Genomic DNA, 25,343 nt, shown 5'->3' with positions numbered 1-25,343 from the left:
TTAAAACGTAATACAGGTTGCGCCCTGCTCCGCACCGGAGAGCTTCTCACGCAGCGCGCTGAACATTTCGCGTCCGGTCCCCACGCGCGATGCGCTCAGGTCAGGAATATGGGGCTGACGTGCCGCCAGCTCTGCGTCATCCACCAGCAGGGTTAACTCGCCTGTCTGGCCGTTCACGCGGATCATGTCGCCGTCGCGCACTTTCGCCAGCAAGCCGCCGTCGTAGGCTTCAGGCGTGACGTGGATGGCGGAAGGCACTTTGCCGGATGCGCCTGAGAGGCGACCATCGGTCACTAACGCAATTTTGAAACGGCGGTCCAATAATACACCAAGTGGTGGCATAAGTTTATGTAATTCTGGCATGCCGTTCGCTTTTGGCCCCTGATGACGCACCACCACCACGCAGTCTTTATCAAGCAGACCGGCGTCGAAGGCAGGCAGCACGTCGTGCTGGCTTTCAAACACTACCGCCGGGGCTTCGATAACCTGGTTCTCTTCCGGCACGGCAGAGGTCTTCATTACCGCGCGGCCAAGGTTGCCGCTCAGCACTTTGGTACCGCCGTGGTGGGAGAACGGCTTGTCGAAAGTGGCAATCACCTGCGGATCAAGAGACGCGGTTGCCCCGTCGCGCCAGTCCAGCTCGCCGTTGTTCAGCCAAGGCTCCTGGGTGTAGCGCTGCAGGCCAAATCCGGCTACGGTGTTCACGTCTTCATGCAGCAGACCGCCTTTCAGCAGCTCGCGCATCAGCAGCGGGACGCCGCCCGCGGCCTGGAAGTGGTTGATGTCCGCCGGACCGTTCGGGTACAGGCGCGCCATCAGCGGTACCACGGAGGAGATGTCGGAGAAGTCATCCCAGTTAATCAGAATACCCGCCGCGCGCGCCATGGCTACCAGGTGCATGGTGTGGTTGGTTGAACCGCCGGTCGCCAGCAGGGCGACGATACCGTTGACGATCACTTTTTCGTCGACCATTTTGCCCATCGGCATCCATTCATTGCCGTTTCCGGTCAGACGCGTCACCTGACGGGCCGCGGCCTCGGTCAGCGCCTGGCGCAGCGGCGCGTCCGGCTGGACGAAGGACGAGCCCGGAAGCTGCATCCCCATAAACTCCACCACCATCTGGTTGGTGTTGGCCGTACCGTAGAACGTACAGGTGCCCGGCGCATGGTAGGACGCGGCTTCGGCTTCGAGCAGCGCCTGACGATCGGCTTTGCCTTCCGCATACAGCTGGCGGATACGCACTTTTTCTTTATTCGGCAGACCGCTGGCCATCGGGCCGGAGGGCACGAAAATCGCAGGCAGATGACCAAACGACAGCGCCGCCATCACCAGGCCCGGGACGATCTTGTCGCATACGCCGAGATACAGCGCGCCATCAAACATGTTGTGTGACAGGCCCACCGCGGCAGACATCGCAATCACTTCGCGGCTCAGCAGCGACAGCTCCATACCATCCTGCCCCTGCGTCACGCCGTCGCACATCGCCGGCACGCCGCCCGCCACCTGGCCCACCGCGTTCACGCTGTGCAGCGCTTTACGAATGATGTTGGGATAGACCTCATACGGCTGGTGCGCGGAGAGCATATCGTTATAGGACGTGATAATAGCGATATTGTTACGCAGCATGCTTTTCAGGGAGGCTTTGTCATCGGGCTGGCAGGCGGCGAAGCCGTGAGCCAGGTTACCGCAGGCCAGCTGGGAGCGGTGAACGGTGTTGCTTTTCGCCTGTTCAATGCGGGCGAGGTAGGCCGAACGGGTCTCTTTCGAGCGCTCGATAATGCGTTGTGTTACGCGTAACAATACAGGATTCATAAAAGCTCCTTTAATTTATCTGTCCGGGCTCGGGAGTTTACAAAGTCGCTGGCGGTTGTTAACAACGCTGAAACGCTTGCTGTCCGGAGCTCAGGGGCAAAATCACTTCCGGCAGTGTAATAAAAAAAGCTCCGCGGGTGAATCCACGCGGAGCTTAAAAGTATAAAAATTGTGCCACTAGCTGTGTTAGATCATGTTACCGGTAAAATAACACTTTCGGGCTAGCGGATTATCCTACTCAAACTCGTTCCAGGAGCGGCCATCGCGGGTGATCATCGCCACCGACGCAACTGGCCCCCAGGTACCCGCCTGATACGGTTTTGGCGCATCCTGATCGGCAGCCCAGGCTTCGGTGATGGAGTCGACCCATTTCCACGCCTCTTCCACTTCGTCGCGACGCACGAACAGCGCCTGGATACCGCGCATGGTTTCCAGCAGCAGACGCTCGTAAGCATCCGCAAGGTGCGTCTGGTTAAAGGTTTCGGAGTAGCTCAGATCCAGCTTGGTGGTCTGCAGGTTGTGCTTATGATCCAGGCCCGGCACTTTGTTGAGGATCTGGATATCCACCCCTTCGTCCGGCTGCAGACGGATGGTCAGCTTGTTCTGCGGCAGCTCCTGCCAGGACTCTTTGAACAGGTTCAGTTCCGGATTTTTGAAGTAGACGACAACTTCGGAACACTTCGCCGGCAGACGTTTACCGGTACGCAGGTAGAACGGTACGCCCGCCCAGCGCCAGTCATCGATATCCACGCGGATCGCCACAAAGGTCTCGGTGTTGCTGGTCTTGTTCGCGCCCTCTTCTTCCAGATAGCCCGGCACTTTTTTGCCTTGCGCAAACCCGGCGGTGTACTGGCCGCGCACGGTCTTCTCGCGCACGTTGGAGCGGTCGATACGGCGCAGCGACTTCAGCACTTTAACTTTAGCGTCGCGGATGCTGTCAGCCGTCAGGTCAGACGGTGGAGACATGGCAATCATGCACAGTATTTGCAGCAGGTGGTTCTGGATCATGTCGCGCATCTGGCCGGCCTGGTCAAAGTAACCCCAGCGACCTTCAATCCCCACCTCTTCCGCCACGGTAATCTCCACGTGGTCGATGGTACGGTTGTCCCAGTTGTTCACAAACAGGGAGTTCGCGAAGCGCAGCGCCAGCAGGTTCAGTACCGTCTCTTTACCGAGATAGTGGTCGATACGGTAGACCTGGCACTCTTCAAAGAACTCGCCCACCTGATCGTTGATTTCACGCGAGGTTGCCAGCGACGTACCCAGCGGCTTCTCCATCACCACGCGCGCCGGCTTGGCGTTCAGTTTGGCTTCGCCCAAACCTTTGCAGATGGCGCCAAAGGTGCTTGGCGGCATGGCGAAATAGTTAATGGTGACACGGTTTTTCTGATCCAGCATGGCACCCAGACGGGAAAACGCGCTGACGTCGTTAACGTCCAGGTTGCAGAAATCGAGACGACCGCTGAGGGTATCCCACAAACTTTCATCAATTTTTTCCTTCATGAAAGTTTCGAGCGCCTCGCGGACGACTTTGGTATAAGCGTCCTTGTCCCAGTCGGCGCGCCCAACACCCAGGATACGCGTATCCGGATGAATTTGGCCCGCTTTCTCCAGTTGATACAGGGAAGGCAGCAATTTTCGGCGTGCAAGATCGCCTTTCGCGCCGAAAATGACCAGGTCACATGCCTGGGCTGTTTGCGTTACCGCCATGTCATTCTCCTCAGTTGGATCACCTGGTGCTTCTGCCAGGTATCGTTGTAATTTTATTACAATGCACTGTACTGCTTTTACGTCATTCCCGAAACCATTAGCGCTTATCGTCTCGTGCGATACGGCGATTTTTCGCCATTCAGCCAATTATGGCGACGTAATGACGCAACAGCCGTCGATAATTTGCGCAACAGGGTCATAGCAAAACCCGACATCGATCAAGTAATGAAAAAAAACAACAACATTATCTTGTCGACTGTTACCCTTTAGGGAAGCCACAGGGGTAATATCGGCTAATCGAATCAAGATTTCATCAATGTGTGAAATCGTTTCCACCCCCATGAGCGCCTTGTTAACAATGAACATGCTTGAAAAAATCCAGTATCAGCTGGAACACCTTAGCAAATCCGAGCGAAAAGTGGCTGAAGTCATTCTGGCCGCGCCCGCTCAGGCGATTCATTCAAGCATCGCCGCTCTGGCTCAGGAAGCTGGCGTCAGTGAACCGACGGTCAACCGCTTCTGCCGCAGCCTGGAAACGCGCGGCTTTCCTGATTTTAAACTGCATCTGGCACAAAGTCTGGCAAACGGTACCCCCTATGTTAATCGTAATGTGGATGAAGACGACAGCGTAGATGCCTATACGGCGAAAATATTTGAGTCGGCCATGGCCACGCTCGATCACGTTCGTCAAAGTCTGGATATGAGTTCAGTAAACCGCGCGGTAGATTTACTTACCCAGGCCAAACGCATTGCCTTCTTCGGTCTTGGCTCGTCAGCCGCCGTGGCGCACGACGCCATGAATAAATTCTTCCGCTTTAACGTGCCGGTAATTTATTCCGATGACATTGTGCTGCAACGCATGAGCTGTATGAATTGCAGTGAGGATGACGTCGTGGTACTGATTTCGCACACTGGCCGCACCAAAAGCCAGGTTGAGCTGGCGCAGCTGGCTCGTGAAAACGATGCTATGGTGATCGCCCTCACCACCGCCGGCACGCCGCTGGCGCGGGAGGCGACCCTCGCCATCACGCTGGATGTCCCTGAGGATACCGACATGTATATGCCAATGGTGTCCCGTCTGGCGCAGCTCACGGTAATCGACGTGCTGGCGACCGGATTTACCTTACGCCGCGGCGCAAAATTTCGGGATAACTTGAAGCGAGTCAAGGAAGCGCTGAAGGAATCGCGTTTTGATAAAGAATTGCTTATAAAGAGCGATGTTCCCTGAAGTAGATAACGAAGACGTAACCAATAATTACGATGTAATGATTTTCGGCATTCGGTCCCCTCTTTGCTGCCTTGCGGCAGATGAAGGCCGATTCAATGTTCACGCAACACCAAAGTTGTTTCAGTCAACGGAGTATTACATGTCCAGAAGGCTTCGCAGAACCAAGATCGTAACCACCTTAGGCCCGGCCACCGATCGCGATAATAACCTTGAAAAAATTATCGCCGCTGGCGCCAACGTGGTGCGTATGAACTTCTCACACGGTACGCCAGAAGACCATAAATTGCGTGCCGATAAAGTGCGTGAGATCGCCGCTAAGCTGGGCCGCCACGTCGCTATCCTCGGCGACCTGCAGGGTCCAAAAATTCGTGTATCAACCTTCAAAGAAGGTAAAGTTTTCCTCAATATCGGCGACAAATTCCTGCTTGATGCCAACCTCGGCAAAGGCGAAGGCGATAAAGAGAAAGTCGGGATCGACTATAAAGGCCTGCCGGCTGACGTGGTGCCTGGCGATATCCTGCTGCTCGACGACGGTCGCGTCCAGCTGAAGGTGCTGGAAGTTCAGGGGATGAAAGTGTTCACCGAAGTCACCGTCGGCGGCCCGCTCTCTAACAATAAAGGCATCAACAAACTGGGCGGCGGCCTCTCTGCGGAAGCCCTGACCGACAAAGACAAAGCGGATATCGTCACGGCGGCCCAGATCGGCGTTGACTACCTGGCGGTCTCCTTCCCGCGCTGTGGCGAAGATCTGAACTATGCGCGCCGTCTGGCCCGTGACGCAGGCTGTGATGCAAAAATCGTCGCTAAGGTTGAACGCGCGGAAGCCGTGTGCGATCAGGATGCGATGGACGATGTGATCCTCGCCTCTGACGTGGTGATGGTTGCCCGTGGCGATCTGGGCGTGGAAATCGGCGACCCTGAGCTGGTCGGTATCCAGAAAGCGCTGATTCGTCGCGCACGTCAGCTGAACCGCGCGGTGATCACCGCCACCCAGATGATGGAATCCATGATCACCAACCCAATGCCAACCCGTGCGGAAGTCATGGACGTTGCGAACGCCGTGCTGGATGGTACCGATGCGGTGATGCTGTCAGCGGAAACCGCGGCGGGCCAGTATCCGGCAGAAACCGTGGCCGCAATGGCGCGCGTTTGCCTGGGCGCGGAGAAGATCCCAAGCATTAACGTCTCCAAGCACCGCCTGGATATCCAGTTCGACAACGTGGAAGAAGCGATTGCGATGTCCGCCATGTACGCGGCTAACCATCTGAAAGGCGTTACGGCGATCATCACCATGACCGAATCTGGCCGCACCGCGCTGATGACCTCTCGCATCAGCTCCGGCCTGCCGATTTTCGCCATGTCCCGCCACGAGCGTACGCTGAACCTGACGGCGCTGTACCGCGGTGTGACCCCGGTACACTTCGACAGCACCAATGACGGCGTAGCCGCGGCGCACGATGCCGTAAACCTGCTGCGCGATAAAGGTTACCTGGTGTCTGGTGATATCGTCATCGTGACGCAGGGTGACGTGATGAGCACCATCGGCTCAACCAATACCACCCGCGTGCTTACAGTCGAATAATAACGGTATATGTGCGATCCCCTCTCCCCTAAGGGGTGTACGGTCCGGGGACATGGTAGACAGGTGTTCGGGGACATGGTGAACACTTTTTAACATCCTTTACCCATGGTGATCGACTTTTTCTTCAGGTCGATCACCCCCACTTTCGTACTGTACCACCACACTTCATAGCAGCCGTCCTCCTGCGTCTCCTTCAGCCCGACCCGTTCTCCCCTGAACGCCTTGCCTGCGCCCAGACTGACACCCTCTATGCTCAGCTTTCCGCTGACATCCACTTTCCTGACCTTCACCCCTTCATCATATTCCGGCGGCGTTACGCTCCCGCTGTACTGCCGGGCAGACGGCTGATACCGCGAGGCCGGTACCGCCATATCCAGCGCCTCGTGCGGGCGTTCAAGGTTGTAGACCGTCCGCCAGTGGTCGAAGGCGCGCTGCAGCTCTCCGCTGTCCGCGAACCATTTTCCCTGCAGCACTTCCGACTTCAGACTGCGGTGAAAACGCTCCAGCTTGCCCTGCGTCTGCGGATGGTAAGGCCGGGAATGCCCCACCCGGATACCGTGACGCATGAGCCACAGCTCCAGCGCCGTCCAGGTGCCGGTGGTGTCGCCCCACGGTGAGCCGTTGTCCATCGTCATCCGGTCCGGCAGGCCGTAGCGTTCAAACACGCTGACCAGCTGCTGCTGCACGGTCTCACGCCGTTCATCGGTACAGGGCGCCAGGCACAGGGAAAAACGGGAGTGGTCGTCCAGCAGGGTGAGCGGATGGCAGCGGCCACCGCCAAAGGGAAAGTGGCCCTTAAAATCCATCTGCCAGAGGCGGTTCGGCGCGTCGTGTTCGAAGCGTCCCGCGGCGGGAACGCCCGGTGAAATGCCCGGCAGCAGGCCGTGGCGGGCCATCAGGTGATGGACGGTGCTGAAGGCGGGCATGGTGTGCCCCTGGTCTTCCAGCCAGCGCTTAATCTTGCGGGCTCCCCAGCGTTCATGGCGGTCATGGGCCATGCGCAGCAGGGCCGTGATGTCGTCTGACGAGCGGTTCGGGGAGTGATGAGGTGCGCGGGAGCGGTCCTGAAGGCCGGATACGCCTTCCTGAGCCCAGCGCTGAAGCCACTTGTAGCCGGTGGCATGAGAAATGCCGTACTGACGGCAGAGGAAACGGATGTTCGCCCCGTCCTGCGAGGCCAGCAGCACAAACTCGGTACGTAATGACATGCTATCTCTCGCATCCCAGGGCATAAGTGACTCCATAAACGGGTTCTTATGCCTCAGTTGTAAGTGTCTACCATGTCCCCGAACAAGTGTTCACTATGTCCCCGGACCGTACAAGGGGAGAGGGACAGGGTGAGGAGTAAAGGTTTTCTATTTCCTCGGGTAAAGCTCTTTACGCTTATAGGGCTCCGTCTCTCCCGGCTTCCGTGTTTTCAGCAGCTTCAGTATCCACGTGTACTGTTCGGTATGCGGCCCCACCAGCAGTTCCACCTCTTCGTTCATGCGACGCGCGATGGTGCGATCGTCCGCGGTCAGCAGGTCGTCCATCGGCGGACGGACTTCGATGCTCAGACGATGCGTTTTACCGTCATAAACCGGGAAGAGCGGGATCACGCGGGCGCGGCAGACCTTCATCAGGCGGCCAATCGCGGGGAGCGTGGCTTTGTAGGTCGCAAAGAAGTCGACAAACTCGCTGTGCTCGGGCCCGTGGTCCTGATCCGGCAGATAGTAGCCCCAGTACCCCTGACGCACCGACTGAATAAACGGCTTGATGCCGTCGTTACGCGCATGCAAACGTCCGCCAAAACGACGACGTACCGTATTCCAGACAAAATCGTAGATTTTATTGCCCTGGTTATGGAACATGGCCGCCATCTTCTGGCCCTGAGAGGCCATCAGCATCGCCGGGATGTCTACGCCCCAGCCGTGCGGCACGAGGAAAATGACCTTCTCGTCATTGCGACGCATTTCTTCAATGATTTCCAGCCCTTTCCAGTCAACGCGATCGATGATTTTTTCCGGTCCTTTCAGCGCCAGCTCCGCCATCATCGCCATGGCCTGCGGTGCGGTGGTATACATCGCGTCTATGATGGCCTCGCGCTCGGCATCGCTTTTTTCAGGAAAACAGTAATAGAGGTTGATCTGCGCACGACGACGCGCGCTTTTACCTAAGCGCCCGGCCAGACGGCCAATTTTTCCCAAGACGGGATCGCGCAGCGCGGCAGGCAGCATAGCGATGCCCGCAAAGGTGTAAACCCCCAGCCAGGCGCCCCAGTTGCGCGGGTGTCGAAAGGATTTTTCAAACTCAGGAATGTATTCAATATTATTTTTTTTTGTTTCCATGCTGGTTCCAGGGTCTGGTGACGCAAAAAATTATTCAGATAGTGTAGCGAGGCAGTCGCCCGCGCACAAAAGAAAAAGCCGGCGCATACTGACACCGGCTTTTTTCACAAACAGAGAACTTAGTTTAAGCTCAGCTGCGGTATCACCTCTCTCGCCTGCGCCAGGTAATCGGAACGATCTTTACCTGTCAGGCCTTCGGTGCGCGGCAGTTTGGCCGTCAGCGGGTTCACGGCCTGCTGGTTGATCCACACTTCATAGTGCAGGTGTGGGCCAGTAGAGCGGCCGGTGTTGCCGGAGAGCGCGATACGGTCACCGCGTTTCACTTTCTGCCCCGGTTTGACCAGCAGCTTGCGCAGGTGCATATAGCGGGTGGTGTAGGTGCGACCGTGACGGATGGCCACGTAATAACCCGCTGCACCGCTGCGTTTTGCCATCACCACTTCGCCATCGCCAACGGACAGCACCGGCGTGCCCTGCGGCATCGCGAAGTCTACCCCGCGGTGAGGCGCAACGCGCCCGGTAACCGGGTTCAGACGACGCGGGTTGAAGTTAGAGGAGACGCGGAACTGTTTCGCCGTCGGGAAACGCAGGAAGCCTTTCGCAAGACCCGTACCGCTGCGGTCATAGAACTTGCCGTCTTCCGCGCGAATGGCGTAGTAATCTTTGCCCTCGGAGCGCAGACGTACCCCCAGAAGCTGGCTCTGCTCGCGCTTGCCGTCCAGCATTTCGCGGGACATCAACACGGAGAACTCATCGCCTTTCTTCAGCTTACGGAAATCCATCTGCCACTGCATGGCTTTGATCACCGCGCTAATTTCGCCGCTGGTCAGGCCCGCATCACGGGCACTGGAAACAAAACTTCCGCCCACGGTGCCTTTCATTACGCTGTTTACCCAGTCGCCTTTCTGCATTTCACTGGTCATTTTGAAACCGTTTGCAGTGCGGTCGTAGGTGCGGGTTTCGCGGCGTGACATTTCCCAGGTCAAGCGCTGAAGATCGCCATCCGCCGTTAATGTCCAGGAGAGCTGTTGCCCGATTTTCAGGTTACGCAGGTCTTTATCCGCAGCGGCCAGCTGGCTGATATTGCCCATGTCGATACCGTACTGGTTAAGCACGCTGCTCAGCGTGTCACCGGTAGAGACAACGTATTCGTGGATCCCCGCTTCGTTCTCGGTTTTATCGTCCAGTTCATCCTGCGGGATGGCTTCATCTTCCTGAGCGGCCTGGTCGATCGGCTCGCTGGCCTCAGGCAGCAAAGAGCGGATCTCGCTCTTTTCAAGCTCGATGGTTTTAATGATCGGGGCAGAACTCGGGTGGTAAACATAGGGCCGCCAGACGGCGACCGCTAAGGTGAGAACTGTAAGCGACCCCAGCATAACGCGGTGGGGTCGAGGCAGATTGTTAAATGCCAGGGCGACAGAGCGGGCTATCTGTTGCACGTATTCACTTCCTCGTTAATCTCCTTTCAGGCAGCTCGCATACTGGTTCGCCAGTTGGCTGAGGAACTGCGAGTAGCTCGCTTTGCTCAACTGGATATTCGTACCTAGCGGGTCAAGGGTTCCCATGCGCACGGATGTTCCCCTGGCCACGGCTTCTACGACCGCTGGCCTGAACTGTGGCTCAGCAAAAACGCATGTCGCTTTCTGCTCAACCAACTGTGTTCTGATTTCATGTAAACGCTGCGCACCAGGTTGAATTTCAGGGTTGACGGTAAAGTGCCCAAGCGGGGTCAGGCCGTAGTGTTTTTCGTAGTAGCCGTAGGCGTCATGAAAAACGAAATACCCTTTTCCTTTCAACGGTGCGAGCTCATTACCTACCTGCTTATCGGTTGCGGCTAATTGTGCCTCAAAATCCTTCAGGTTGGCGTCTAGTTTGGCTCGACTTTGCGGCATAAGTTCCACTAATTTGTCATGGATTGCAACCGCTGAAAGCCGCGCTATCTCTGGGGATAGCCAGAGATGCATGTTGTACTCGCCGTGATGGTGATCTCCATCACCTTTTTCACCCTCTGCAGCGTGATGGTCGTGTTCGTCAGCGTCATCATCCGCCCCTTTCATCAGCAGCGGTTTCACGCCGGACAGCCCGGCAATCGCGACCTGTTTTTCGCCTGGGATCTGTTTGGCGGACTTCTGCATAAACGCTTCCATCTCCGGACCAATCCAGACAACTAAGTCTGCGTTTTGTAAGCGTTTTACATCAGACGGGCGCAGCGAATAGTCATGCTCTGAAGCCCCGTCAGGGAGCAGAACCTGGGTTTCCGTTACCCCATCGGCAATGGCCGACGCGATGAATCCAAGCGGTTTAAGCGAAGCGACAACGGCAGCGTTAACATCTTGTGCGGTTGTTCCCCAAAGGGCGGTGGATAATGCTGCGAAAAGAAGCGTATTTTTATGTAACATAATGCGACTGTTCATCGTAGTGAATGCGTGGAATGTGATATTATAACATTCGTTGACTTCTTCAAGCTTAAATTGACATGACGACTCTGGTTTCTCTCGACAATATTTCGGTCTCCTTTGGCCAGCGCCGCGTCCTCTCTGACGTGTCGCTGGATTTGAAGCCCGGCAAAATTTTAACGCTGCTCGGCCCGAATGGCGCAGGTAAATCCACTCTGGTGCGCGTGGTGCTGGGTCTGGTTACACCGGATGAAGGTGTAATCACGCTCGAGGAAAAATTGCGGATCGGCTATGTGCCGCAAAAATTACATCTGGACGCTACCCTGCCGCTGACGGTAAGTCGTTTTCTGCGTCTGCGTCCCGGCACGCGAAAAGCCGATATTCTTCCGGCGCTGAAGCGCGTGCAGGCGGGGCATCTTATCGACGCGCCGCTGCAGAAACTGTCCGGCGGCGAGACGCAGCGCGTTTTGCTGGCCCGTGCGCTATTGAGCAGCCCGCAGCTGCTGGTGCTGGATGAACCAACCCAGGGCGTGGACGTCAATGGTCAGGTCGCGCTTTATGATTTGATAGACCAGCTGCGCCGCGAACTGAACTGCGCCGTGCTGATGGTCTCCCACGACCTGCATCTGGTGATGGCGAAAACTGACGAAGTGCTGTGCCTTAACCATCACATTTGCTGTTCAGGCACGCCTGAAGTGGTCTCAATGCACCCGGAATTTATCTCCATGTTCGGCCCTCGCGGCGCTGAGCAGCTTGGCATTTATCGCCATCATCATAATCACCGCCATGATTTGCAGGGACGAATCGTTCTGCGTCGGGGAAATGGACACTCATGATTGAACTGTTACTGCCCGGCTGGCTGGCCGGGGTTATGCTTGCCTGCGCCGCGGGCCCACTCGGCTCGTTTGTGGTGTGGCGCAGAATGTCTTACTTCGGTGATACCCTGGCGCACGCGTCGCTGCTGGGCGTTGCCTTTGGTTTGCTGCTGGATGTGAATCCCTTCTACGCGGTGGTTGTGGTCACGCTGCTGCTGGCGGCCGGTCTGGTCTGGCTGGAGAAGCGCCCTCACCTCGCCATTGATACGCTGCTTGGCATCATGGCGCACAGCGCGCTGTCGCTGGGTCTGGTTGTTGTTAGCCTGATGTCGAATATCCGCGTTGACCTGATGGCCTACCTGTTCGGCGATCTGCTGGCCGTGACGCCGGAAGATCTCATCGCTATTGCCATTGGCGTAATGGTGGTGCTGGGTATTCTGCTGTGGCAGTGGCGGAATTTACTGGCAATGACCGTCAGTCCGGATCTGGCCTTCGTCGACGGCGTGAAGCTGCAGCGCGTGAAGCTGCTGCTGATGCTGGTGACGGCGTTAACCATAGGCGTGGCAATGAAGTTCGTCGGCGCGCTGATTATCACGTCGCTGCTGATCATCCCTGCCGCCACGGCGCGTCGCTTTGCCCGTACGCCGGAGCAGATGGCCAGTGTGGCCGTGATTATCGGGATGATTGCGGTAACGGGCGGGTTAACCTTTTCGGCATTCTATGACACGCCGGCGGGGCCGTCGGTGGTATTGTGCGCGGCGGTGTTGTTTATTTTCAGTATGATGAAGAAGACCGCAAATTAACATCGAGGGCGCTGATGCCCTCACCCTGGCCCTCTCCCACAGGGAGAGGGAACAATGGATTACGGCATTGCCGGTGGCGTAATGCCGAAATGATTCCACGCCCGCACCGTCGCCATTCGGCCACGCGGCGTGCGCTGTAAGAAGCCCTGCTGGATCAGATACGGCTCCAGCACGTCCTCAATGGTCTCGCGCTCCTCGCCGATTGCCGCCGCCAGGTTATCCAGGCCAACCGGTCCGCCAAAGAACTTATCCAGCACCGCCAGCAGCAGCTTGCGGTCCATATAGTCAAAGCCTTCGGCGTCCACGTTCAGCATATCCAGCGCCTGGGCGGCAATCTCTGCCGATATGGTGCCATCGTGCTTCACCTCGGCGAAGTCACGCACGCGACGCAGCAGGCGGTTGGCAATACGCGGCGTCCCCCGGGAGCGCTTCGCCACCTCAAATGCGCCCTCTTCACTCATATCCAGCCCCATGTAGCGCGCGCTGCGGCCCACGATATGCTGGAGGTCCGGCACCTGATAAAACTCCAGACGCTGTACAATACCGAAGCGATCGCGCAGTGGAGAGGTTAACGACCCGGCGCGCGTCGTGGCGCCAATCAGGGTAAACGGCGGCAGATCGATTTTGATGGAGCGCGCGGCCGGGCCTTCGCCGATCATGATATCCAGCTGGTAATCTTCCATCGCCGGATAGAGCACCTCTTCCACTATGGGCGACAGGCGGTGGATTTCGTCGATAAACAGCACGTCATGCGGTTCAAGGTTGGTCAGCATCGCCGCCAGATCGCCCGCTTTCTCCAGCACCGGGCCGGAGGTGGTGCGCAGATTCACGCCCATTTCGTTGGCGACGATATTCGCCAGGGTGGTTTTCCCTAACCCCGGCGGGCCAAAAATCAGCAGGTGATCGAGTGCATCGCCGCGCAGCTTTGCCGCCTGGATGAAAATCTCCATCTGGGAACGAACCTGCGGCTGGCCGATGTACTCATCAAGCAGCTTCGGGCGGATCGCACGATCCACCACGTCTTCTGCCTGAAGGGTGCCTGCCGATACCAGGCGATCTGCTTCAATCATCCTTTACCTCACAATGCAGCGCGCAGCGCTTCACGAATCAGGGTTTCACTGCTGGCGTCCGGTTTAGCAATTTTGCTCACCATCCGGCTGGCCTCCTGAGGTTTATAGCCCAGCGCCACCAGCGCGGCAACCGCTTCCTGCTCGGCGTCATCATCAGAGGCAGGCGCACCAGGAGCAGTCAGAACCAAATCGGCGGCCGGGGTGAACAGATCGCCGTGCAGACCTTTAAAGCGGTCTTTCATTTCGACGATCAGACGTTCTGCGGTTTTCTTACCGATGCCCGGAAGCTTAATCAGCGCCGCGGGATCTTCGCGCTCAACGGCATTCACAAACTGCGGAGCGGACATGCCGGACAAAATCGCCAGCGCCAGCTTCGGCCCCACGCCGTTGGTTTTAATCAGCTCGCGGAACAGGGTGCGTTCCTGCTTGTTGTTAAAGCCGTACAGCAGCTGAGCATCTTCACGCACCACAAACTGGGTAAAGACAATCGCCTCTTTGCCCGCGTCCGGCAGCTCGTAGAAGCAGGTCATCGGCATATGGACTTCATAGCCCACGCCACCCACTTCCAGCAGCACTAACGGGGGTTGTTTTTCAATGATGATGCCTCTGAGTCTGCCTATCACGTGACGCTCCTGCGTTCTGGAAGAAATTAACTGCCGACATAATAAAAAAAGGCTGGATAAACATCCAGCCTGATTTCTGATTATCGTAACCTGCCTCGCGCCAGATTGAGCCGCGACTCGCTCATTTGCATCGCGTTCTGGCTGACGTGACAGTGGGTAATCGCAATCGCCAGCGCATCGGCGGCGTCGGCCTGCGGGTTCGCGGGAAGCTTCAGAAGAGTGCGCACCATGTGCTGCACCTGGCTCTTCTCCGCGCTACCAATCCCCACCACCGTCTGCTTAACCTGACGCGCGGCGTATTCGAACACCGGGAGATCCTGGTTCACGGCGGCAACAATCGCCACCCCGCGCGCCTGACCGAGCTTCAGCGCCGAATCCGCGTTCTTCGCCATAAAGACCTGCTCGATGGCGAAATAGTCCGGCTGAAACTGGGTGATGATCTCCGACACGCCCGCATAGATGAGCTTCAGGCGCGACGGCAGATCGTCCACTTTGGTGCGAATACATCCACTGCCGAGGTAGGTCAGCTGGCGTCCCACCTGGCGGATAACGCCATAGCCGGTGACGCGTGAGCCGGGGTCAATCCCGAGGATAATCGACATCACGCGTCTCCCGTAAACGGTTTACAGGCTCTCATCAGAGAGTCGCTGCAACCTCATCAGAGATTTCACCGTTGTGGTACACTTCCTGCACGTCGTCGCAGTCTTCGAGCATGTCGATCAGACGCAGCAGTTTCGGTGCGGTTTCCGCATCCATATCCGCTTTAGTGGACGGGATCATGGAGACTTCGGCGTTATCCGCTTTCAGGCCCGCCGCTTCCAGCGCATCGCGCACGGCGCCCATCTCTTCCCACGCGGTGTAGACGTCAATGGCACCATCATCGTAGGTCACCACGTCTTCCGCACCCGCTTCCAGCGCCGCTTCCATGATCGCATCTTCGTCGCCTTTCTCGAAGGAGATGACGCCTTTTTTGCTGAACAGGTAAGCTACGGAACCGTCAGTTCCCAGGTTGCCACCGGTTTTGGTGAACGCGTGGCGCACTTCCGCAACGGTGCGGTTACGGTTGTCAGACAGACATTCAACCATCACCGCAGTACCGCCAGGGCCGTAACCTTCATAAATGATGGTTTCCATGTTCGCGTCTTCATCACCGCCCACGCCACGTGCGATCGCACGGTTCAGGGTGTCACGCGTCATGTTGTTGGACAGGGCTTTATCCACCGCCGCGCGCAGACGCGGGTTAGAGGCCGGATCGCCGCCGCCCAGACGTGCCGCTGTCACCAGCTCACGAATAATTTTGGTAAAGATCTTACCGCGCTTGGCATCCTGTGCCGCTTTGCGGTGTTTGGTGTTGGCCCACTTACTATGACCTGCCATAAAAAGTTCTCCAAAAATCGCGCCTTCTCAGGCCGCGTTAATTACAAATTCTTCAATCGCCTGCCGGTTGCTCCACGACTTGGTCAGTGCGGCGGCATCCGCCGCATCCACCCAGCGGTAGTTCAGGTGTTCGGTAAACACGATCTCCCGCTCATGGGGGAGCGCGAGACAGAACCACGACTCCGTGTTGCGCTCAATGCCCGGCGCATAGCGATGACGTAAATGGCTAAAAATTTCAAACTCCACCGTGCGCTGACAGTCCTTCAGGGTCAGTTGCTCATGAGCAACATCAATGGTGACCTCTTCCTTTACTTCACGCGCGGCGGCCTGCGGCGCGGTCTCACCCTCTTCCAGGCTGCCGGTAACCGACTGCCAGAAATCAGGATCGTCGCGCCGCTGCAACATCAGCACCCGCTTCGTGTCTTCTGCATAAATGACCACCAGGACAGAAACGGGAAGCTTATATGCCATATCAGTTTTTCTCTTCCTTCTTCACCACTTCAATGCCCAGCTCGGCCAGCGCTGCCGGGTTGGCAAAGCTTGGCGCTTCGGTCATCAGACACGCTGCGGCAGTGGTTTTCGGGAAGGCAATAACATCACGAATGTTATCGGTGCCGGTCAGCAGCATGGTCAGACGGTCAAGACCGAAGGCCAGACCCGCGTGCGGCGGCGTGCCGTATTTCAGCGCGTCCAGCAGGAAGCCAAACTTCTCGCGCTGCTCCTGCTCGTTAATGCCCAGAATGCCAAACACGGTCTGCTGCATGTCACCGCTGTGAATACGCACGGAACCGCCGCCCACTTCGTAGCCGTTGATGACCATGTCGTAGGCATTCGCAACCGCATCTTCCGGTGCCGCTTTCAGCTCTGCCGCCGTCATGTCTTTTGGCGAAGTGAACGGGTGGTGCATTGCGGTCAGGCCGCCTTCACCGTCGTCTTCAAACATTGGGAAGTCGATAACCCACAGCGGCGCCCACTTGGTTTCGTCGGTCAGGTTCAGGTCTTTGCCGAGCTTCAGACGCAGCGCGCCCATCGCATCCGCAACGACTTTCTTGTTGTCTGCGCCGAAGAAGATCATGTCGCCGTCCTGCGCACCGGTGCGCGCAAGGATCGCTTCCACGATGTCCGCGTTCAGGAACTTCGCTACCGGGCTGGTGATCCCTTCCAGACCTTTCGCTCGCTCGGTCACTTTAATATAGGCCAGGCCTTTCGCGCCGTAGATCTTAATAAAGTTGCCGTAGTCATCAATCTGCTTACGGCTCAGCGCCGCGCCGCCCGGCACGCGCAGGGCAGCCACGCGGCCTTTCGGATCGTTAGCCGGGCCCGCGAATACCGCGAACTCAACGGCTTTCACCAGGTCTGCCACGTCCACCAGCTCCATCGGGTTACGCAGGTCTGGCTTGTCGGAGCCGTAGCGACGTTCCGCTTCGGCGAAGGTCATGATCGGGAAATCGCCCAGCTCAACGCCTTTCACGTCGTTCCACAGGCTACGCACCAGGGCTTCCATCACCTCACGCACCTGTTCGGCGGTCATGAAGGAAGTTTCCACGTCGATCTGGGTAAATTCTGGCTGGCGGTCAGCGCGCAGGTCTTCGTCGCGGAAGCACTTAACGATTTGATAATAGCGATCGAAGCCGGACATCATCAGCAGCTGTTTGAACAGCTGCGGTGACTGCGGCAGCGCGTAGAATTTGCCTTTATGAACGCGGGATGGCACCAGGTAATCGCGCGCGCCTTCCGGCGTGGCTTTGGTCAGCATCGGGGTTTCGATATCGAGGAAACCGTGGTCATCCATAAAGCGACGCACCAGGCTGGTAATTTTCGCACGGGTTTTCAGGCGCTGGGCCATTTCCGGACGACGCAGATCCAGGTAGCGGTATTTCAGACGCGCTTCTTCAGTGTTGACGTGGTTGGAGTCCAGCGGCAGCGCTTCAGCACGGTTGATGATAACCAGATCGGAGGCCAGCACTTCGATAGCGCCCGTCGCCATGTCGGCGTTAACGTTTTTCTCGTCACGCGCACGCACGGTGCCGGTGACCTGAATGCAGAACTCATTACGCAGTTCAGAAGCCAGCTTCAGCGCTTCTGCGCGATCCGGGTCGAAGAACACCTGAACGATACCTTCACGGTCGCGCATATCGATGAAGATAAGGCTACCAAGATCACGACGACGGTTGACCCAACCACACAGGGTGACCTGCTGTCCGACGTGGGACTGACGCAGCTGCCCGCAATATTCTGTACGCATGAGATATCCCTTAATTAGCCGCAGGCTAAATGTCGCCTGGTATGCAGGCTACTATGTCGCAGCTTTCTGTATGTCACAACTGGATGAAAAAAGGCGGCTATTATACTGGAAATTCCGCCGGACGATAAGAGCGAACCACCGCCAGACGGTCGTTTGCTGCACTCTTATTGCGCATTCTCACAAAAATTAACAAAATTATCCGACCGATAACAGGTCATCACGTCGTAAGGTGTTACGGAAGTGATTAATTTACCTGGAGTGACGATGTTAACACTTGATGCCCGCAAAACCGCGCTTGTGGTGATTGATTTACAGGAAGGGATCCTGCCCTTCGCCGGTGGCCCACACGCAGCGGATGAAGTCGTCAGCCGCGCCGCTCGCCTGGCCGAGAAATGCCGCGCCAGCGGTGCTCCTGTGGTCATGGTGCGCGTCGGCTGGTCCGCTGATTTCGCCGAGGCGTTAAAACAGCCCGTTGATGCCCAGGCGCCCGCGCATGCCCTGCCGGAAAACTGGTGGACGTACCCGGTGTCGCTTGGCAAGCGCGACAGCGATATCGAAGTGACTAAACGCCAGTGGGGTGCCTTCTACGGGACCGACCTTGAGCTGCAGCTTCGCCGCCGCGGTATCGACACCCTTATTCTGTGCGGCATATCCACCAACATCGGCGTGGAATCCACCGCCCGTAACGCCTGGGAGCTGGGCTTTAACCTGGTGATTGCCGAAGATGCCTGCAGCGCGGCCTCCGCGGAACAGCATCAGGGCAGCATGACCCATATCTTCCCGCGCATCGGACGCGTGCGCAGCACGGATGAGATTTTAAGCGCGCTATGATGTACGTGGGCCTGCCCCAGTGGTCGCACCCGAAATGGGTGCGCCTGGGCATTACCAGCCTTGAAGAGTATGCCCGACACTTCAACTGCGTCGAGGGTAACACCACGCTGTACGCCCTGCCCCGCGCGGAGATTGTCGAACGCTGGCGGGAGCAAACGACGGACGATTTCCGTTTCTGCTTTAAGTTTCCGGCGACCGTCTCCCACCAGGCCGCGCTGCGCAACTGCGGGGACTTAACGGAAGAATTTTTCGCGCGCATGTCGCCGCTGGCTAACCGCATCGGGCAATACTGGCTCCAGCTTCCCGCCACCTTTGGCCCGCGCGACCTGGCCGCGCTGTGGCAGTTCCTCGATGCCCTGCCCCGCGACTTCACCTACGGCGTTGAAGTCCGGCACCAGGAGTTCTTTGCGAAGGGTGAAGCAGAAAAAGCGCTTAACCGCGGCCTGCTGGATCGTTCCGTTAACCGCGTGATCCTTGACAGTCGCCCGGTGCACAGTGCGGTACCGCATAACGAGGCCATCGTTGAAGCTCAGCGTAAAAAACCGAAAGTGCCGGTTCACGCCATCGTGACCGCGCAGAACCCAATGGTCAGGTTCATCGGCAGCGACAACATGCAGCAAAATCAGGCGATGTTCGCCGTCTGGCTGCAAAAACTCGCGAACTGGGAGCACACCACTACGCCGTACCTCTTTTTGCATACGCCGGATATCGCTCAGGCGCCGGAACTGGTCGATGCTCTGTGGCAGGCCTTGCAGGCTGCGGTGCCGTCCGTGGGCAGCGCCCCTTCCATCCCACAACAATCTTCTCTTTTCTGATATCACCCCCTATCATAGTGAAGTGCCATCTGCCAAAAACAGGGAGTTAGTATGGTCAGCGCGCTGTATGCGGTGTTAGGTGCATTACTGCTGATTAAATTTTCATTTGATGTTGTGCGCCTGAGGATGCAGTACCGCGTCTCTTACGGCGACGGCGGTTTCTCCGAACTGCAAAGCGCTATCCGCATTCACGGTAATGCGGTGGAATACATCCCCGTGGCCCTCATCCTGCTGCTGTTTATGGAGATGAATGGCGCTGAAACCTGGATGGTGCATATTTGTGGCCTGATGCTGATTGCCGGCCGGTTAATGCATTATTACGGCTTTCACCACCGATTATTCCGCTGGCGTCGTTCCGGCATGAGCGCGACCTGGTGTTCGCTTTTGCTGATGGTGCTGGCTAACCTGTGGTATATGCCGTGGGAGTTGGTTTTCTCCCTCCATTAGCGCACAATACGCCACTTTATTTTTCCCGGATTTTTACGTTATGTCAGATCGCGACACGCTTTTTTCCGCGCCTATCGCCAGCCTGGGCGACTGGACCTTCGATGAACGGGTAGCCGAAGTCTTCCCGGATATGATCCAGCGCTCTGTTCCCGGTTATTCCAATATTATCTCAATGATCGGTATGCTGGCTGAGCGCTTCGTTCAACCCGGCACGCAGGTCTACGACCTGGGCTGCTCGCTCGGCGCGGCAACGCTGTCGGTACGTCGTAACATTCATCACGATGGCTGCCGAATCATTGCCGTCGATAACTCCCCGGCCATGGTGGAACGCTGCCGTCGCCATATTGACGCGTACAAAGCGCCCGTTCCGGTGGACGTGGTGGAAGGCGATATCCGCGAGATCGAGATTAACAACGCCTCGATGGTGGTGTTGAATTTTACCCTGCAGTTCCTGGTGCCTGAAGACCGCCAGCTGCTGCTGGACAAAATTTACCAGGGGCTGAATCCCGGCGGCGCGCTGGTGCTGTCTGAGAAATTCAGCTTTGAGGATGCCAAAGTAGGCGAGCTGCTGTTCAACATGCACCACGATTTCAAACGGGCGAACGGCTACAGCGAGCTGGAGATCAGCCAGAAGCGCAGCATGCTGGAAAACGTGATGCTGACGGACTCCGTGGAAACCCATAAAGCGCGCCTGCACAAAGCCGGGTTTGAGCACAGCGAACTGTGGTTCCAGTGCTTTAACTTTGGCTCTCTGGTGGCGCTAAAAGCCGGGGATGCCGCATGATTGAATTCAGCAACTTTTATCAGCTGATTGCTAAAAATCATCTTTCCCACTGGCTGGAAACCCTGCCGGCGCAGATTGCCGCCTGGCAGCGCGACCAGCAGCACGGCCTGTTAAAGCAGTGGTCAAATGCCGTGGAGTATCTGCCGGAACTGACCCCGCATCGTCTGGACTTATTGCACAGCGTGACGGCGAAAAGCGCAGAGCCGCTTCCGGCCGGGCAGATCAACCGCATCGAAACGCTGATGCGTAATTTAATGCCGTGGCGTAAAGGGCCGTTTTCGCTGTACGGCGTGAACATCAATACCGAGTGGCGCTCAGACTGGAAGTGGGATCGCGTACTGCCGCACCTCTCCGACCTGACCGGGCGCACCATTCTGGACGTGGGCTGCGGCAGCGGGTACCACATGTGGCGCATGATTGGCGCTGGCGCGCACCTGGCGGTCGGCATCGACCCGATGCAGCTCTTCCTGTGCCAGTTTGAAGCGGTGCGAAAACTGCTCGGCAACGACCAGCGCGCGCACCTGCTGCCGCTGGGCATAGAGCAGCTCCCTGCCCTGAAAGCCTTTGATACCGTGTTTTCAATGGGCGTGCTGTATCACCGTCGTTCCCCGCTTGAACACCTGTGGCAGCTCAAAGATCAGCTGGTCAGCGGCGGCGAGCTGGTGCTGGAAACGCTGGTGATTGAAGGTGATGAACATGCCGTGCTGGTGCCGGGCGATCGCTACGCGCAGATGCGCAACGTTTACTTCATCCCGTCTGCGCTGGCGCTGAAAAACTGGCTGGAGAAATGTGGGTTTGTGGACGTGCGCATTGCCGATGTTTGCGTGACGTCTATCGAAGAGCAGCGCCGCACCGACTGGATGATCACCGAATCGCTGGAACAGTTCCTCGACCCGGCCGACCACGGCAAAACCGTTGAAGGCTATCCTGCACCGATGCGTGCGGTGCTGATTGCGACCAAGCCGTAGTTTTACCCCTCACCCTAACCCTCTCCCCACAGGGGAGAGGGGCATAGATAAAAAAAGGCCCCTGTGTAATTGGCAGGGGCCTGGTACAAGCAAGCATCATATTGGGCGACATGATGCGCGGTAAAAATCGGTACGTTGCTACACGTGATGACGCTCAATCAGCGACTTCATTTCCGCAACCGACTCTCCCTCTACGCCGTAGCGTGAATACTCATCCGCTTCAGCATCCGTCGACATTGACAGCCCTGTATTGCGATAACGCATGGGTGAAGGTATCCATTTACCCGCAGAGCTGTGAAGCTCTTCCACCCCGGCGTTTAAAAACCGTTCCAGATTGCTGGCACGGACTCCCGCACCCGCCATTATTATTGGAACACCGGAATGTGCTTTTAGTTCCGTAATTAATTGCAGTCCTTTTTCAGCCGAAGACTGCTGACCCGAGGTCAGGACGCGCGCCACGCCAAGTTCTGCAAGCGTATCAAACGCTTGCAGAGGATCTTTACACATATCAAACGCACGGTGAAAAGTAACGGCCATTCCTTTTGCGGCATCCATCACCTGGCGCATGCGCGGCAGATCGATATGTCCGTCTTCATCAAGCAGGCCGGTCACCAGGCCGGGGAACCCCAGGTCACGAACAAGGGCGATATCTTCAAGCATGGCACTGAACTCGCCCGCCGTGTAACAAAAATCGCCGCCGCGAGGACGAATAATCGGATGTACCGGAATGGTGACCGCCTGGCGGGCAGACTTCAACACGCCGTATGAAGGCGTTAACCCCCCTTCTTTCGGGGCAGCGCACAGTTCAATACGGTCCGCTCCCATCTTTTGCGCCGTTACGGCACACTCCACGCTGTAACAACAAATCTCCAGCAGCGCCATCTGCATCTCCTTAAAATCAGCTTAACGCGCCATCATGGCACGCCTCTCGGTTCGGGTCCTGGCGACGAGTCACAACTCTCAGGCTTCGCTGGCAACGATCTGCTCAATGGTCCAGGGATGAAATTTCACGGTCACCTGCCCGTCCGTCACGGCCAGCGTCGGGTTAGGCAGACGCTCGCGCTCGCCTTTGGGTGAACTCGTCTTCACAAAAATCCCCGGCTTGCTTAACCCGTCGTCTGACAGCAGGGCCAGGGCGCGCGCGTTCAGCGTTTCCGGCTCACCCGGCAGGACGATTTCAATATGCTCCCACCCTTCGTGCGGATAGCGTTTCTCGCCCGGCCACGGCAGTTCAACCACGGTGAACTGCCAGTGCGCCACGTTCACCGGCTCATGCAGCTTAAAAAGGCAAATGGGGCGTCCATTGATGATGTTCTCAGAGAGCAACTCGCCGCACTGTTCAAACCCGCGACGCCAGCGCTCGGCGGTGGCGTTCTGGTGACAGCGCAGCGAAATGTGATCCGCCTCAAGCGGCGCGATATCCAGACCAAGACGGGTGGCAAGTTCTGTGAACGCCTTTGTGAAGCGCGGTAAATCTGCGGAAATATCATGCAGTTCGTCAATGGATAGCCAGTTCGCCATAAGTCAGTCTCTTTTCGTGTCGCAAAGCCGCTAATTTACTCCGTTGCCCCGTTTTGACCAACCGCAGAATCCGGCTTTTTATGACTGCATGGTTATGCACGCTTTCTTAGCGTGGATTCTGAGCAATCTTCAGGCCCCGCAATGCTGACGCCAGAAGGCATTTGCAGTATACTCCCGCCCTAAATTCTTTAACTGGCGCGGGCGGTTGTAAGCCCGCATCAAAAACGTAAGGTATCCAGGTGAATATTCAGGCTCTTCTCTCCGAAAAAGTCAGTCAGGCACTGATTGCCGCAGGCGCGCCTGCGGATTGCGAACCGCAGGTTCGTCAGTCAGCAAAAGTACAGTTTGGCGACTATCAGGCTAATGGCGTGATGGCAGTGGCTAAAAAACTGGGCATGCCGCCGCGACAGCTCGCTGAGCAGGTACTGACGCATCTGGATCTCTCCGGCATTGCCAGCAAAACCGAAATTGCCGGTCCGGGCTTTATCAATATTTTCCTTGAGCCTGCATTCCTGGCGAGCCACGTTGACGCGGCGCTGAAGTCTGACCGTCTGGGCGTTTCCCAGCCGGAAGCGCAGACCGTGGTGGTCGACTACTCTGCCCCGAACGTGGCGAAGGAGATGCACGTAGGCCACCTGCGCTCCACCATCATCGGTGACGCCGCGGTGCGCACCCTTGAGTTCCTCGGCCACAAGGTGATCCGCGCGAACCACGTGGGCGACTGGGGCACCCAGTTCGGCATGCTGATTGCTTACCTGGAAAAACAGCAGCAGGAAAACGCGGGCGAGATGGCGCTGGCGGACCTGGAAGGGTTCTACCGCGAAGCCAAAAAACACTACGACGAAGACGAAGCCTTCGCCGAGCGCGCGCGCAGCTACGTGGTGAAGCTGCAGGGCGGCGATCAATACTTCCTCGAGATGTGGCGCAAGCTGGTTGACATCACCATGTCCCAGAACCAGCTTACCTATAACCGTCTGAACGTGACCCTGACTCGCGATGACGTGATGGGTGAAAGCCTCTACAACCCGATGCTGCCCGGCATTGTGGCGGACCTGAAAGCCAAAAACCTGGCGGTGGAGAGCGAAGGCGCAACGGTGGTGTTCCTTGATGAGTACAAAAACAAGGAAGGCGAACCGATGGGCGTGATTATCCAGAAAAAGGATGGCGGCTACCTCTACACCACCACCGATATCGCCTGCGCGAAATACCGTTACGAAACCCTGCACGCCGACCGCGTGCTGTACTACATCGACTCCCGTCAGCACCAGCACCTGATGCAGGCGTGGACTATCGTGCGTAAAGCCGGTTACGTGCCGGACTGCGTGCCGCTGGAACACCACATGTTCGGCATGATGCTGGGTAAAGACGGCAAGCCGTTCAAAACCCGCGCGGGCGGCACCGTGAAGCTTTCCGATCTGCTGGACGAAGCGCTGGAACGCGCGCGTCGCCTGGTGGCAGAGAAGAACCCGGACATGCCTGCTGACGAGCTGGAAAAACTGGCCAATGCCGTCGGTATCGGCGCGGTGAAATACGCGGATCTGTCCAAGAACCGCACCACCGACTATATCTTCGACTGGGACAACATGCTGGCGTTTGAAGGCAACACGGCGCCGTACATGCAGTACGCCTATACCCGCGTGCTCTCCGTGTTCCGTAAGGCGAACATTGATGAAAGCGTGCTGGCGAATGCGAGTGTGACCATTACGGAAGATCGCGAAGCGCAGCTGGCGGCGCGTCTGCTGCAGTTCGAAGAGACGCTGACGGTTGTCGCGCGTGACGGGACGCCGCACGTGATGTGCGCCTACCTGTACGATCTGGCGGGTCTGTTCTCCGGCTTCTACGAGCACTGCCCTATTCTGTCCGCAGAAAATGAATCGGTGCGCAACAGCCGCCTGAAGCTGGCTCAGCTGACGGCGAAGACCCTGAAGCTGGGTCTGGATACCCTGGGTATCGAAACCGTAGAACGTATGTAATACAAAAAACCCGGCA

The 25,343-nt window shown here is 57.3% G+C and carries 24 protein-coding genes; 10 read left to right on the top strand and 14 right to left on the bottom strand.

Annotation, left to right across the window (positions count from 1 at the left end):
- Entirely contained in the window at nt 1-1,812 is a 1,812-nt protein-coding gene (gene edd / locus UTO39_RS00910) for a phosphogluconate dehydratase (RefSeq protein WP_320726207.1), read from the bottom strand.
- 234 nt (nt 1,813-2,046) lie between these two features.
- The gene (gene zwf, locus UTO39_RS00905; protein ID WP_193540542.1) at nt 2,047-3,522 is read right to left on the bottom strand and encodes a glucose-6-phosphate dehydrogenase; all 1,476 of its coding nucleotides are present in this window, start codon (nt 3,520-3,522) and stop codon (nt 2,047-2,049) included.
- A 358-nt stretch (nt 3,523-3,880) separates the two neighbouring features.
- On the opposite strand from zwf, the gene UTO39_RS00900 reads away from it, so the two are divergent.
- Both UTO39_RS00900 and pyk read left to right on the top strand, forming a co-directional pair.
- The gene (locus UTO39_RS00900) at nt 3,881-4,750 is read left to right on the top strand and encodes a MurR/RpiR family transcriptional regulator (protein ID WP_028013615.1); all 870 of its coding nucleotides are present in this window, start codon (nt 3,881-3,883) and stop codon (nt 4,748-4,750) included.
- Nucleotides 4,751-4,889: 139 nt separating this feature from the next.
- Nucleotides 4,890-6,332, top strand: coding sequence for a pyruvate kinase (gene pyk / locus UTO39_RS00895; RefSeq protein WP_028013616.1), 1,443 nt, complete (start codon nt 4,890-4,892; stop codon nt 6,330-6,332).
- 89 nt (nt 6,333-6,421) lie between these two features.
- Here the strand turns inward: pyk and UTO39_RS00890 are convergent, their stop codons facing one another.
- The 4 genes from UTO39_RS00890 to znuA form a co-directional block, all read right to left on the bottom strand.
- Nucleotides 6,422-7,576, bottom strand: coding sequence for an IS481 family transposase (locus UTO39_RS00890; protein WP_407065090.1), 1,155 nt, complete (start codon nt 7,574-7,576; stop codon nt 6,422-6,424).
- A gap of 111 nt (nt 7,577-7,687) precedes the next feature.
- Entirely contained in the window at nt 7,688-8,659 is a 972-nt protein-coding gene (gene lpxM, locus UTO39_RS00885; protein WP_061097876.1) for a lauroyl-Kdo(2)-lipid IV(A) myristoyltransferase, read from the bottom strand.
- A gap of 119 nt (nt 8,660-8,778) precedes the next feature.
- Nucleotides 8,779-10,098 carry a murein DD-endopeptidase MepM gene (mepM, locus tag UTO39_RS00880; RefSeq protein WP_028013619.1) on the bottom strand — a complete coding sequence of 440 codons (1,320 nt, stop codon included), beginning with the start codon at nt 10,096-10,098 and terminating at the stop codon, nt 8,779-8,781.
- 15 nt (nt 10,099-10,113) lie between these two features.
- Entirely contained in the window at nt 10,114-11,058 is a 945-nt protein-coding gene (znuA, locus tag UTO39_RS00875; RefSeq protein WP_061099648.1) for a zinc ABC transporter substrate-binding protein ZnuA, read from the bottom strand.
- Between the two features lie 77 nt (nt 11,059-11,135).
- Here znuA and znuC point away from each other — a divergent pair, with 77 nt between their 5' ends.
- Nucleotides 11,136-11,891, top strand: a complete 756-nt coding sequence (gene znuC, locus UTO39_RS00870) for a zinc ABC transporter ATP-binding protein ZnuC (RefSeq protein WP_320726206.1) — start codon at nt 11,136-11,138, stop codon at nt 11,889-11,891.
- The gene (gene znuB / locus UTO39_RS00865; RefSeq protein WP_320726205.1) at nt 11,888-12,673 is read left to right on the top strand and encodes a zinc ABC transporter permease subunit ZnuB; all 786 of its coding nucleotides are present in this window, start codon (nt 11,888-11,890) and stop codon (nt 12,671-12,673) included. The genes znuC and znuB overlap by 4 nt, the downstream gene beginning before the upstream one ends.
- A gap of 59 nt (nt 12,674-12,732) precedes the next feature.
- Here znuB and ruvB read toward each other — a convergent pair whose 3' ends face one another.
- The 6 genes from ruvB to aspS all read right to left on the bottom strand — a co-directional run bounded on the left by ruvB (nt 12,733) and on the right by aspS (nt 17,988).
- Complete coding sequence (gene ruvB, locus UTO39_RS00860) at nt 12,733-13,743, bottom strand: Holliday junction branch migration DNA helicase RuvB (protein WP_061097874.1); 1,011 nt, start codon at nt 13,741-13,743, stop codon at nt 12,733-12,735.
- A gap of 8 nt (nt 13,744-13,751) precedes the next feature.
- Entirely contained in the window at nt 13,752-14,366 is a 615-nt protein-coding gene (ruvA, locus tag UTO39_RS00855) for a Holliday junction branch migration protein RuvA (RefSeq protein WP_061097873.1), read from the bottom strand.
- Between the two features lie 80 nt (nt 14,367-14,446).
- Entirely contained in the window at nt 14,447-14,968 is a 522-nt protein-coding gene (gene ruvC / locus UTO39_RS00850) for a crossover junction endodeoxyribonuclease RuvC (protein WP_003859749.1), read from the bottom strand.
- 34 nt (nt 14,969-15,002) lie between these two features.
- Nucleotides 15,003-15,743: a YebC/PmpR family DNA-binding transcriptional regulator gene (locus UTO39_RS00845; RefSeq protein ID WP_003859747.1), complete on the bottom strand. Its 741-nt coding sequence runs from the start codon at nt 15,741-15,743 to the stop codon at nt 15,003-15,005.
- 27 nt (nt 15,744-15,770) lie between these two features.
- Nucleotides 15,771-16,214, bottom strand: a complete 444-nt coding sequence (gene nudB, locus UTO39_RS00840) for a dihydroneopterin triphosphate diphosphatase (protein WP_061097872.1) — start codon at nt 16,212-16,214, stop codon at nt 15,771-15,773.
- Between the two features lies 1 nt (nt 16,215).
- On the bottom strand, nt 16,216-17,988 hold the full coding sequence (aspS, locus tag UTO39_RS00835) for an aspartate--tRNA ligase (protein WP_320726204.1): 1,773 nt from the start codon (nt 17,986-17,988) through the stop codon (nt 16,216-16,218).
- A gap of 264 nt (nt 17,989-18,252) precedes the next feature.
- Between aspS and UTO39_RS00830 the strand changes: the two genes are divergently transcribed.
- Genes UTO39_RS00830 through cmoB form a run of 5 tightly spaced genes read left to right on the top strand, consistent with a single transcriptional unit; the run spans nt 18,253 to nt 21,833 of the window.
- Nucleotides 18,253-18,819 (top strand): hydrolase, encoded by a 567-nt coding sequence (locus UTO39_RS00830; RefSeq protein ID WP_320726203.1) that lies wholly within the window; start codon nt 18,253-18,255, stop codon nt 18,817-18,819.
- Nucleotides 18,816-19,634, top strand: coding sequence for a DUF72 domain-containing protein (locus UTO39_RS00825; protein WP_320726202.1), 819 nt, complete (start codon nt 18,816-18,818; stop codon nt 19,632-19,634). The genes UTO39_RS00830 and UTO39_RS00825 overlap by 4 nt, the downstream gene beginning before the upstream one ends.
- A 51-nt stretch (nt 19,635-19,685) precedes the next feature.
- On the top strand, nt 19,686-20,081 hold the full coding sequence (locus tag UTO39_RS00820; protein ID WP_028013630.1) for an MAPEG family protein: 396 nt from the start codon (nt 19,686-19,688) through the stop codon (nt 20,079-20,081).
- Between the two features lie 40 nt (nt 20,082-20,121).
- Entirely contained in the window at nt 20,122-20,865 is a 744-nt protein-coding gene (gene cmoA / locus UTO39_RS00815; protein WP_045260318.1) for a carboxy-S-adenosyl-L-methionine synthase CmoA, read from the top strand.
- Entirely contained in the window at nt 20,862-21,833 is a 972-nt protein-coding gene (gene cmoB, locus UTO39_RS00810; protein WP_320726201.1) for a tRNA 5-methoxyuridine(34)/uridine 5-oxyacetic acid(34) synthase CmoB, read from the top strand. The genes cmoA and cmoB overlap by 4 nt, the downstream gene beginning before the upstream one ends.
- 138 nt (nt 21,834-21,971) lie before the next feature.
- Here the strand turns inward: cmoB and cutC are convergent, their stop codons facing one another.
- Both cutC and UTO39_RS00800 read right to left on the bottom strand, forming a co-directional pair.
- Complete coding sequence (gene cutC, locus UTO39_RS00805) at nt 21,972-22,715, bottom strand: copper homeostasis protein CutC (protein ID WP_253542563.1); 744 nt, start codon at nt 22,713-22,715, stop codon at nt 21,972-21,974.
- Nucleotides 22,716-22,793: 78 nt separating this feature from the next.
- Nucleotides 22,794-23,354, bottom strand: coding sequence for a VOC family protein (locus UTO39_RS00800; protein WP_320726200.1), 561 nt, complete (start codon nt 23,352-23,354; stop codon nt 22,794-22,796).
- A 239-nt stretch (nt 23,355-23,593) separates the two neighbouring features.
- Between UTO39_RS00800 and argS the strand changes: the two genes are divergently transcribed.
- Nucleotides 23,594-25,327, top strand: coding sequence for an arginine--tRNA ligase (gene argS, locus UTO39_RS00795; protein ID WP_253542566.1), 1,734 nt, complete (start codon nt 23,594-23,596; stop codon nt 25,325-25,327).
- Nucleotides 25,328-25,343: the final 16 nt, after the last annotated feature.

The sequence above is a fragment of the Enterobacter sp. 118C5 genome (genome assembly GCF_034107645.1).
Taxonomy (GTDB): domain Bacteria; phylum Pseudomonadota; class Gammaproteobacteria; order Enterobacterales; family Enterobacteriaceae; genus Enterobacter; species Enterobacter nematophilus.
This window is presented reverse-complemented; position numbering and strand designations above follow the sequence as displayed.

Bases quoted from the DNA above. Each gene is read 5' to 3' on its own strand.
- ruvC (WP_003859749.1), bottom strand. From the start codon at position 14,968: ATGTCGATTATCCTCGGGATTGACCCCGGCTCACGCGTCACCGGCTAT.
- UTO39_RS00900 (WP_028013615.1), top strand. From the start codon at position 3,881: ATGAACATGCTTGAAAAAATCCAGTATCAGCTGGAACACCTTAGCAAA.
- UTO39_RS00890 (WP_407065090.1), bottom strand. From the start codon at position 7,576: ATGGAGTCACTTATGCCCTGGGATGCGAGAGATAGCATGTCATTACGT.
- UTO39_RS00820 (WP_028013630.1), top strand. From the start codon at position 19,686: ATGGTCAGCGCGCTGTATGCGGTGTTAGGTGCATTACTGCTGATTAAA.
- ruvB (WP_061097874.1), bottom strand. From the start codon at position 13,743: ATGATTGAAGCAGATCGCCTGGTATCGGCAGGCACCCTTCAGGCAGAA.
- cmoA (WP_045260318.1), top strand. From the start codon at position 20,122: ATGTCAGATCGCGACACGCTTTTTTCCGCGCCTATCGCCAGCCTGGGC.
- pyk (WP_028013616.1), top strand. From the start codon at position 4,890: ATGTCCAGAAGGCTTCGCAGAACCAAGATCGTAACCACCTTAGGCCCG.
- znuA (WP_061099648.1), bottom strand. From the start codon at position 11,058: ATGTTACATAAAAATACGCTTCTTTTCGCAGCATTATCCACCGCCCTT.
- UTO39_RS00845 (WP_003859747.1), bottom strand. From the start codon at position 15,743: ATGGCAGGTCATAGTAAGTGGGCCAACACCAAACACCGCAAAGCGGCA.
- cutC (WP_253542563.1), bottom strand. From the start codon at position 22,715: ATGGCGCTGCTGGAGATTTGTTGTTACAGCGTGGAGTGTGCCGTAACG.
- aspS (WP_320726204.1), bottom strand. From the start codon at position 17,988: ATGCGTACAGAATATTGCGGGCAGCTGCGTCAGTCCCACGTCGGACAG.
- UTO39_RS00830 (WP_320726203.1), top strand. From the start codon at position 18,253: ATGTTAACACTTGATGCCCGCAAAACCGCGCTTGTGGTGATTGATTTA.
- nudB (WP_061097872.1), bottom strand. From the start codon at position 16,214: ATGGCATATAAGCTTCCCGTTTCTGTCCTGGTGGTCATTTATGCAGAA.
- UTO39_RS00800 (WP_320726200.1), bottom strand. From the start codon at position 23,354: ATGGCGAACTGGCTATCCATTGACGAACTGCATGATATTTCCGCAGAT.
- znuB (WP_320726205.1), top strand. From the start codon at position 11,888: ATGATTGAACTGTTACTGCCCGGCTGGCTGGCCGGGGTTATGCTTGCC.
- edd (WP_320726207.1), bottom strand. From the start codon at position 1,812: ATGAATCCTGTATTGTTACGCGTAACACAACGCATTATCGAGCGCTCG.
- lpxM (WP_061097876.1), bottom strand. From the start codon at position 8,659: ATGGAAACAAAAAAAAATAATATTGAATACATTCCTGAGTTTGAAAAA.
- zwf (WP_193540542.1), bottom strand. From the start codon at position 3,522: ATGGCGGTAACGCAAACAGCCCAGGCATGTGACCTGGTCATTTTCGGC.
- cmoB (WP_320726201.1), top strand. From the start codon at position 20,862: ATGATTGAATTCAGCAACTTTTATCAGCTGATTGCTAAAAATCATCTT.
- UTO39_RS00825 (WP_320726202.1), top strand. From the start codon at position 18,816: ATGATGTACGTGGGCCTGCCCCAGTGGTCGCACCCGAAATGGGTGCGC.
- znuC (WP_320726206.1), top strand. From the start codon at position 11,136: ATGACGACTCTGGTTTCTCTCGACAATATTTCGGTCTCCTTTGGCCAG.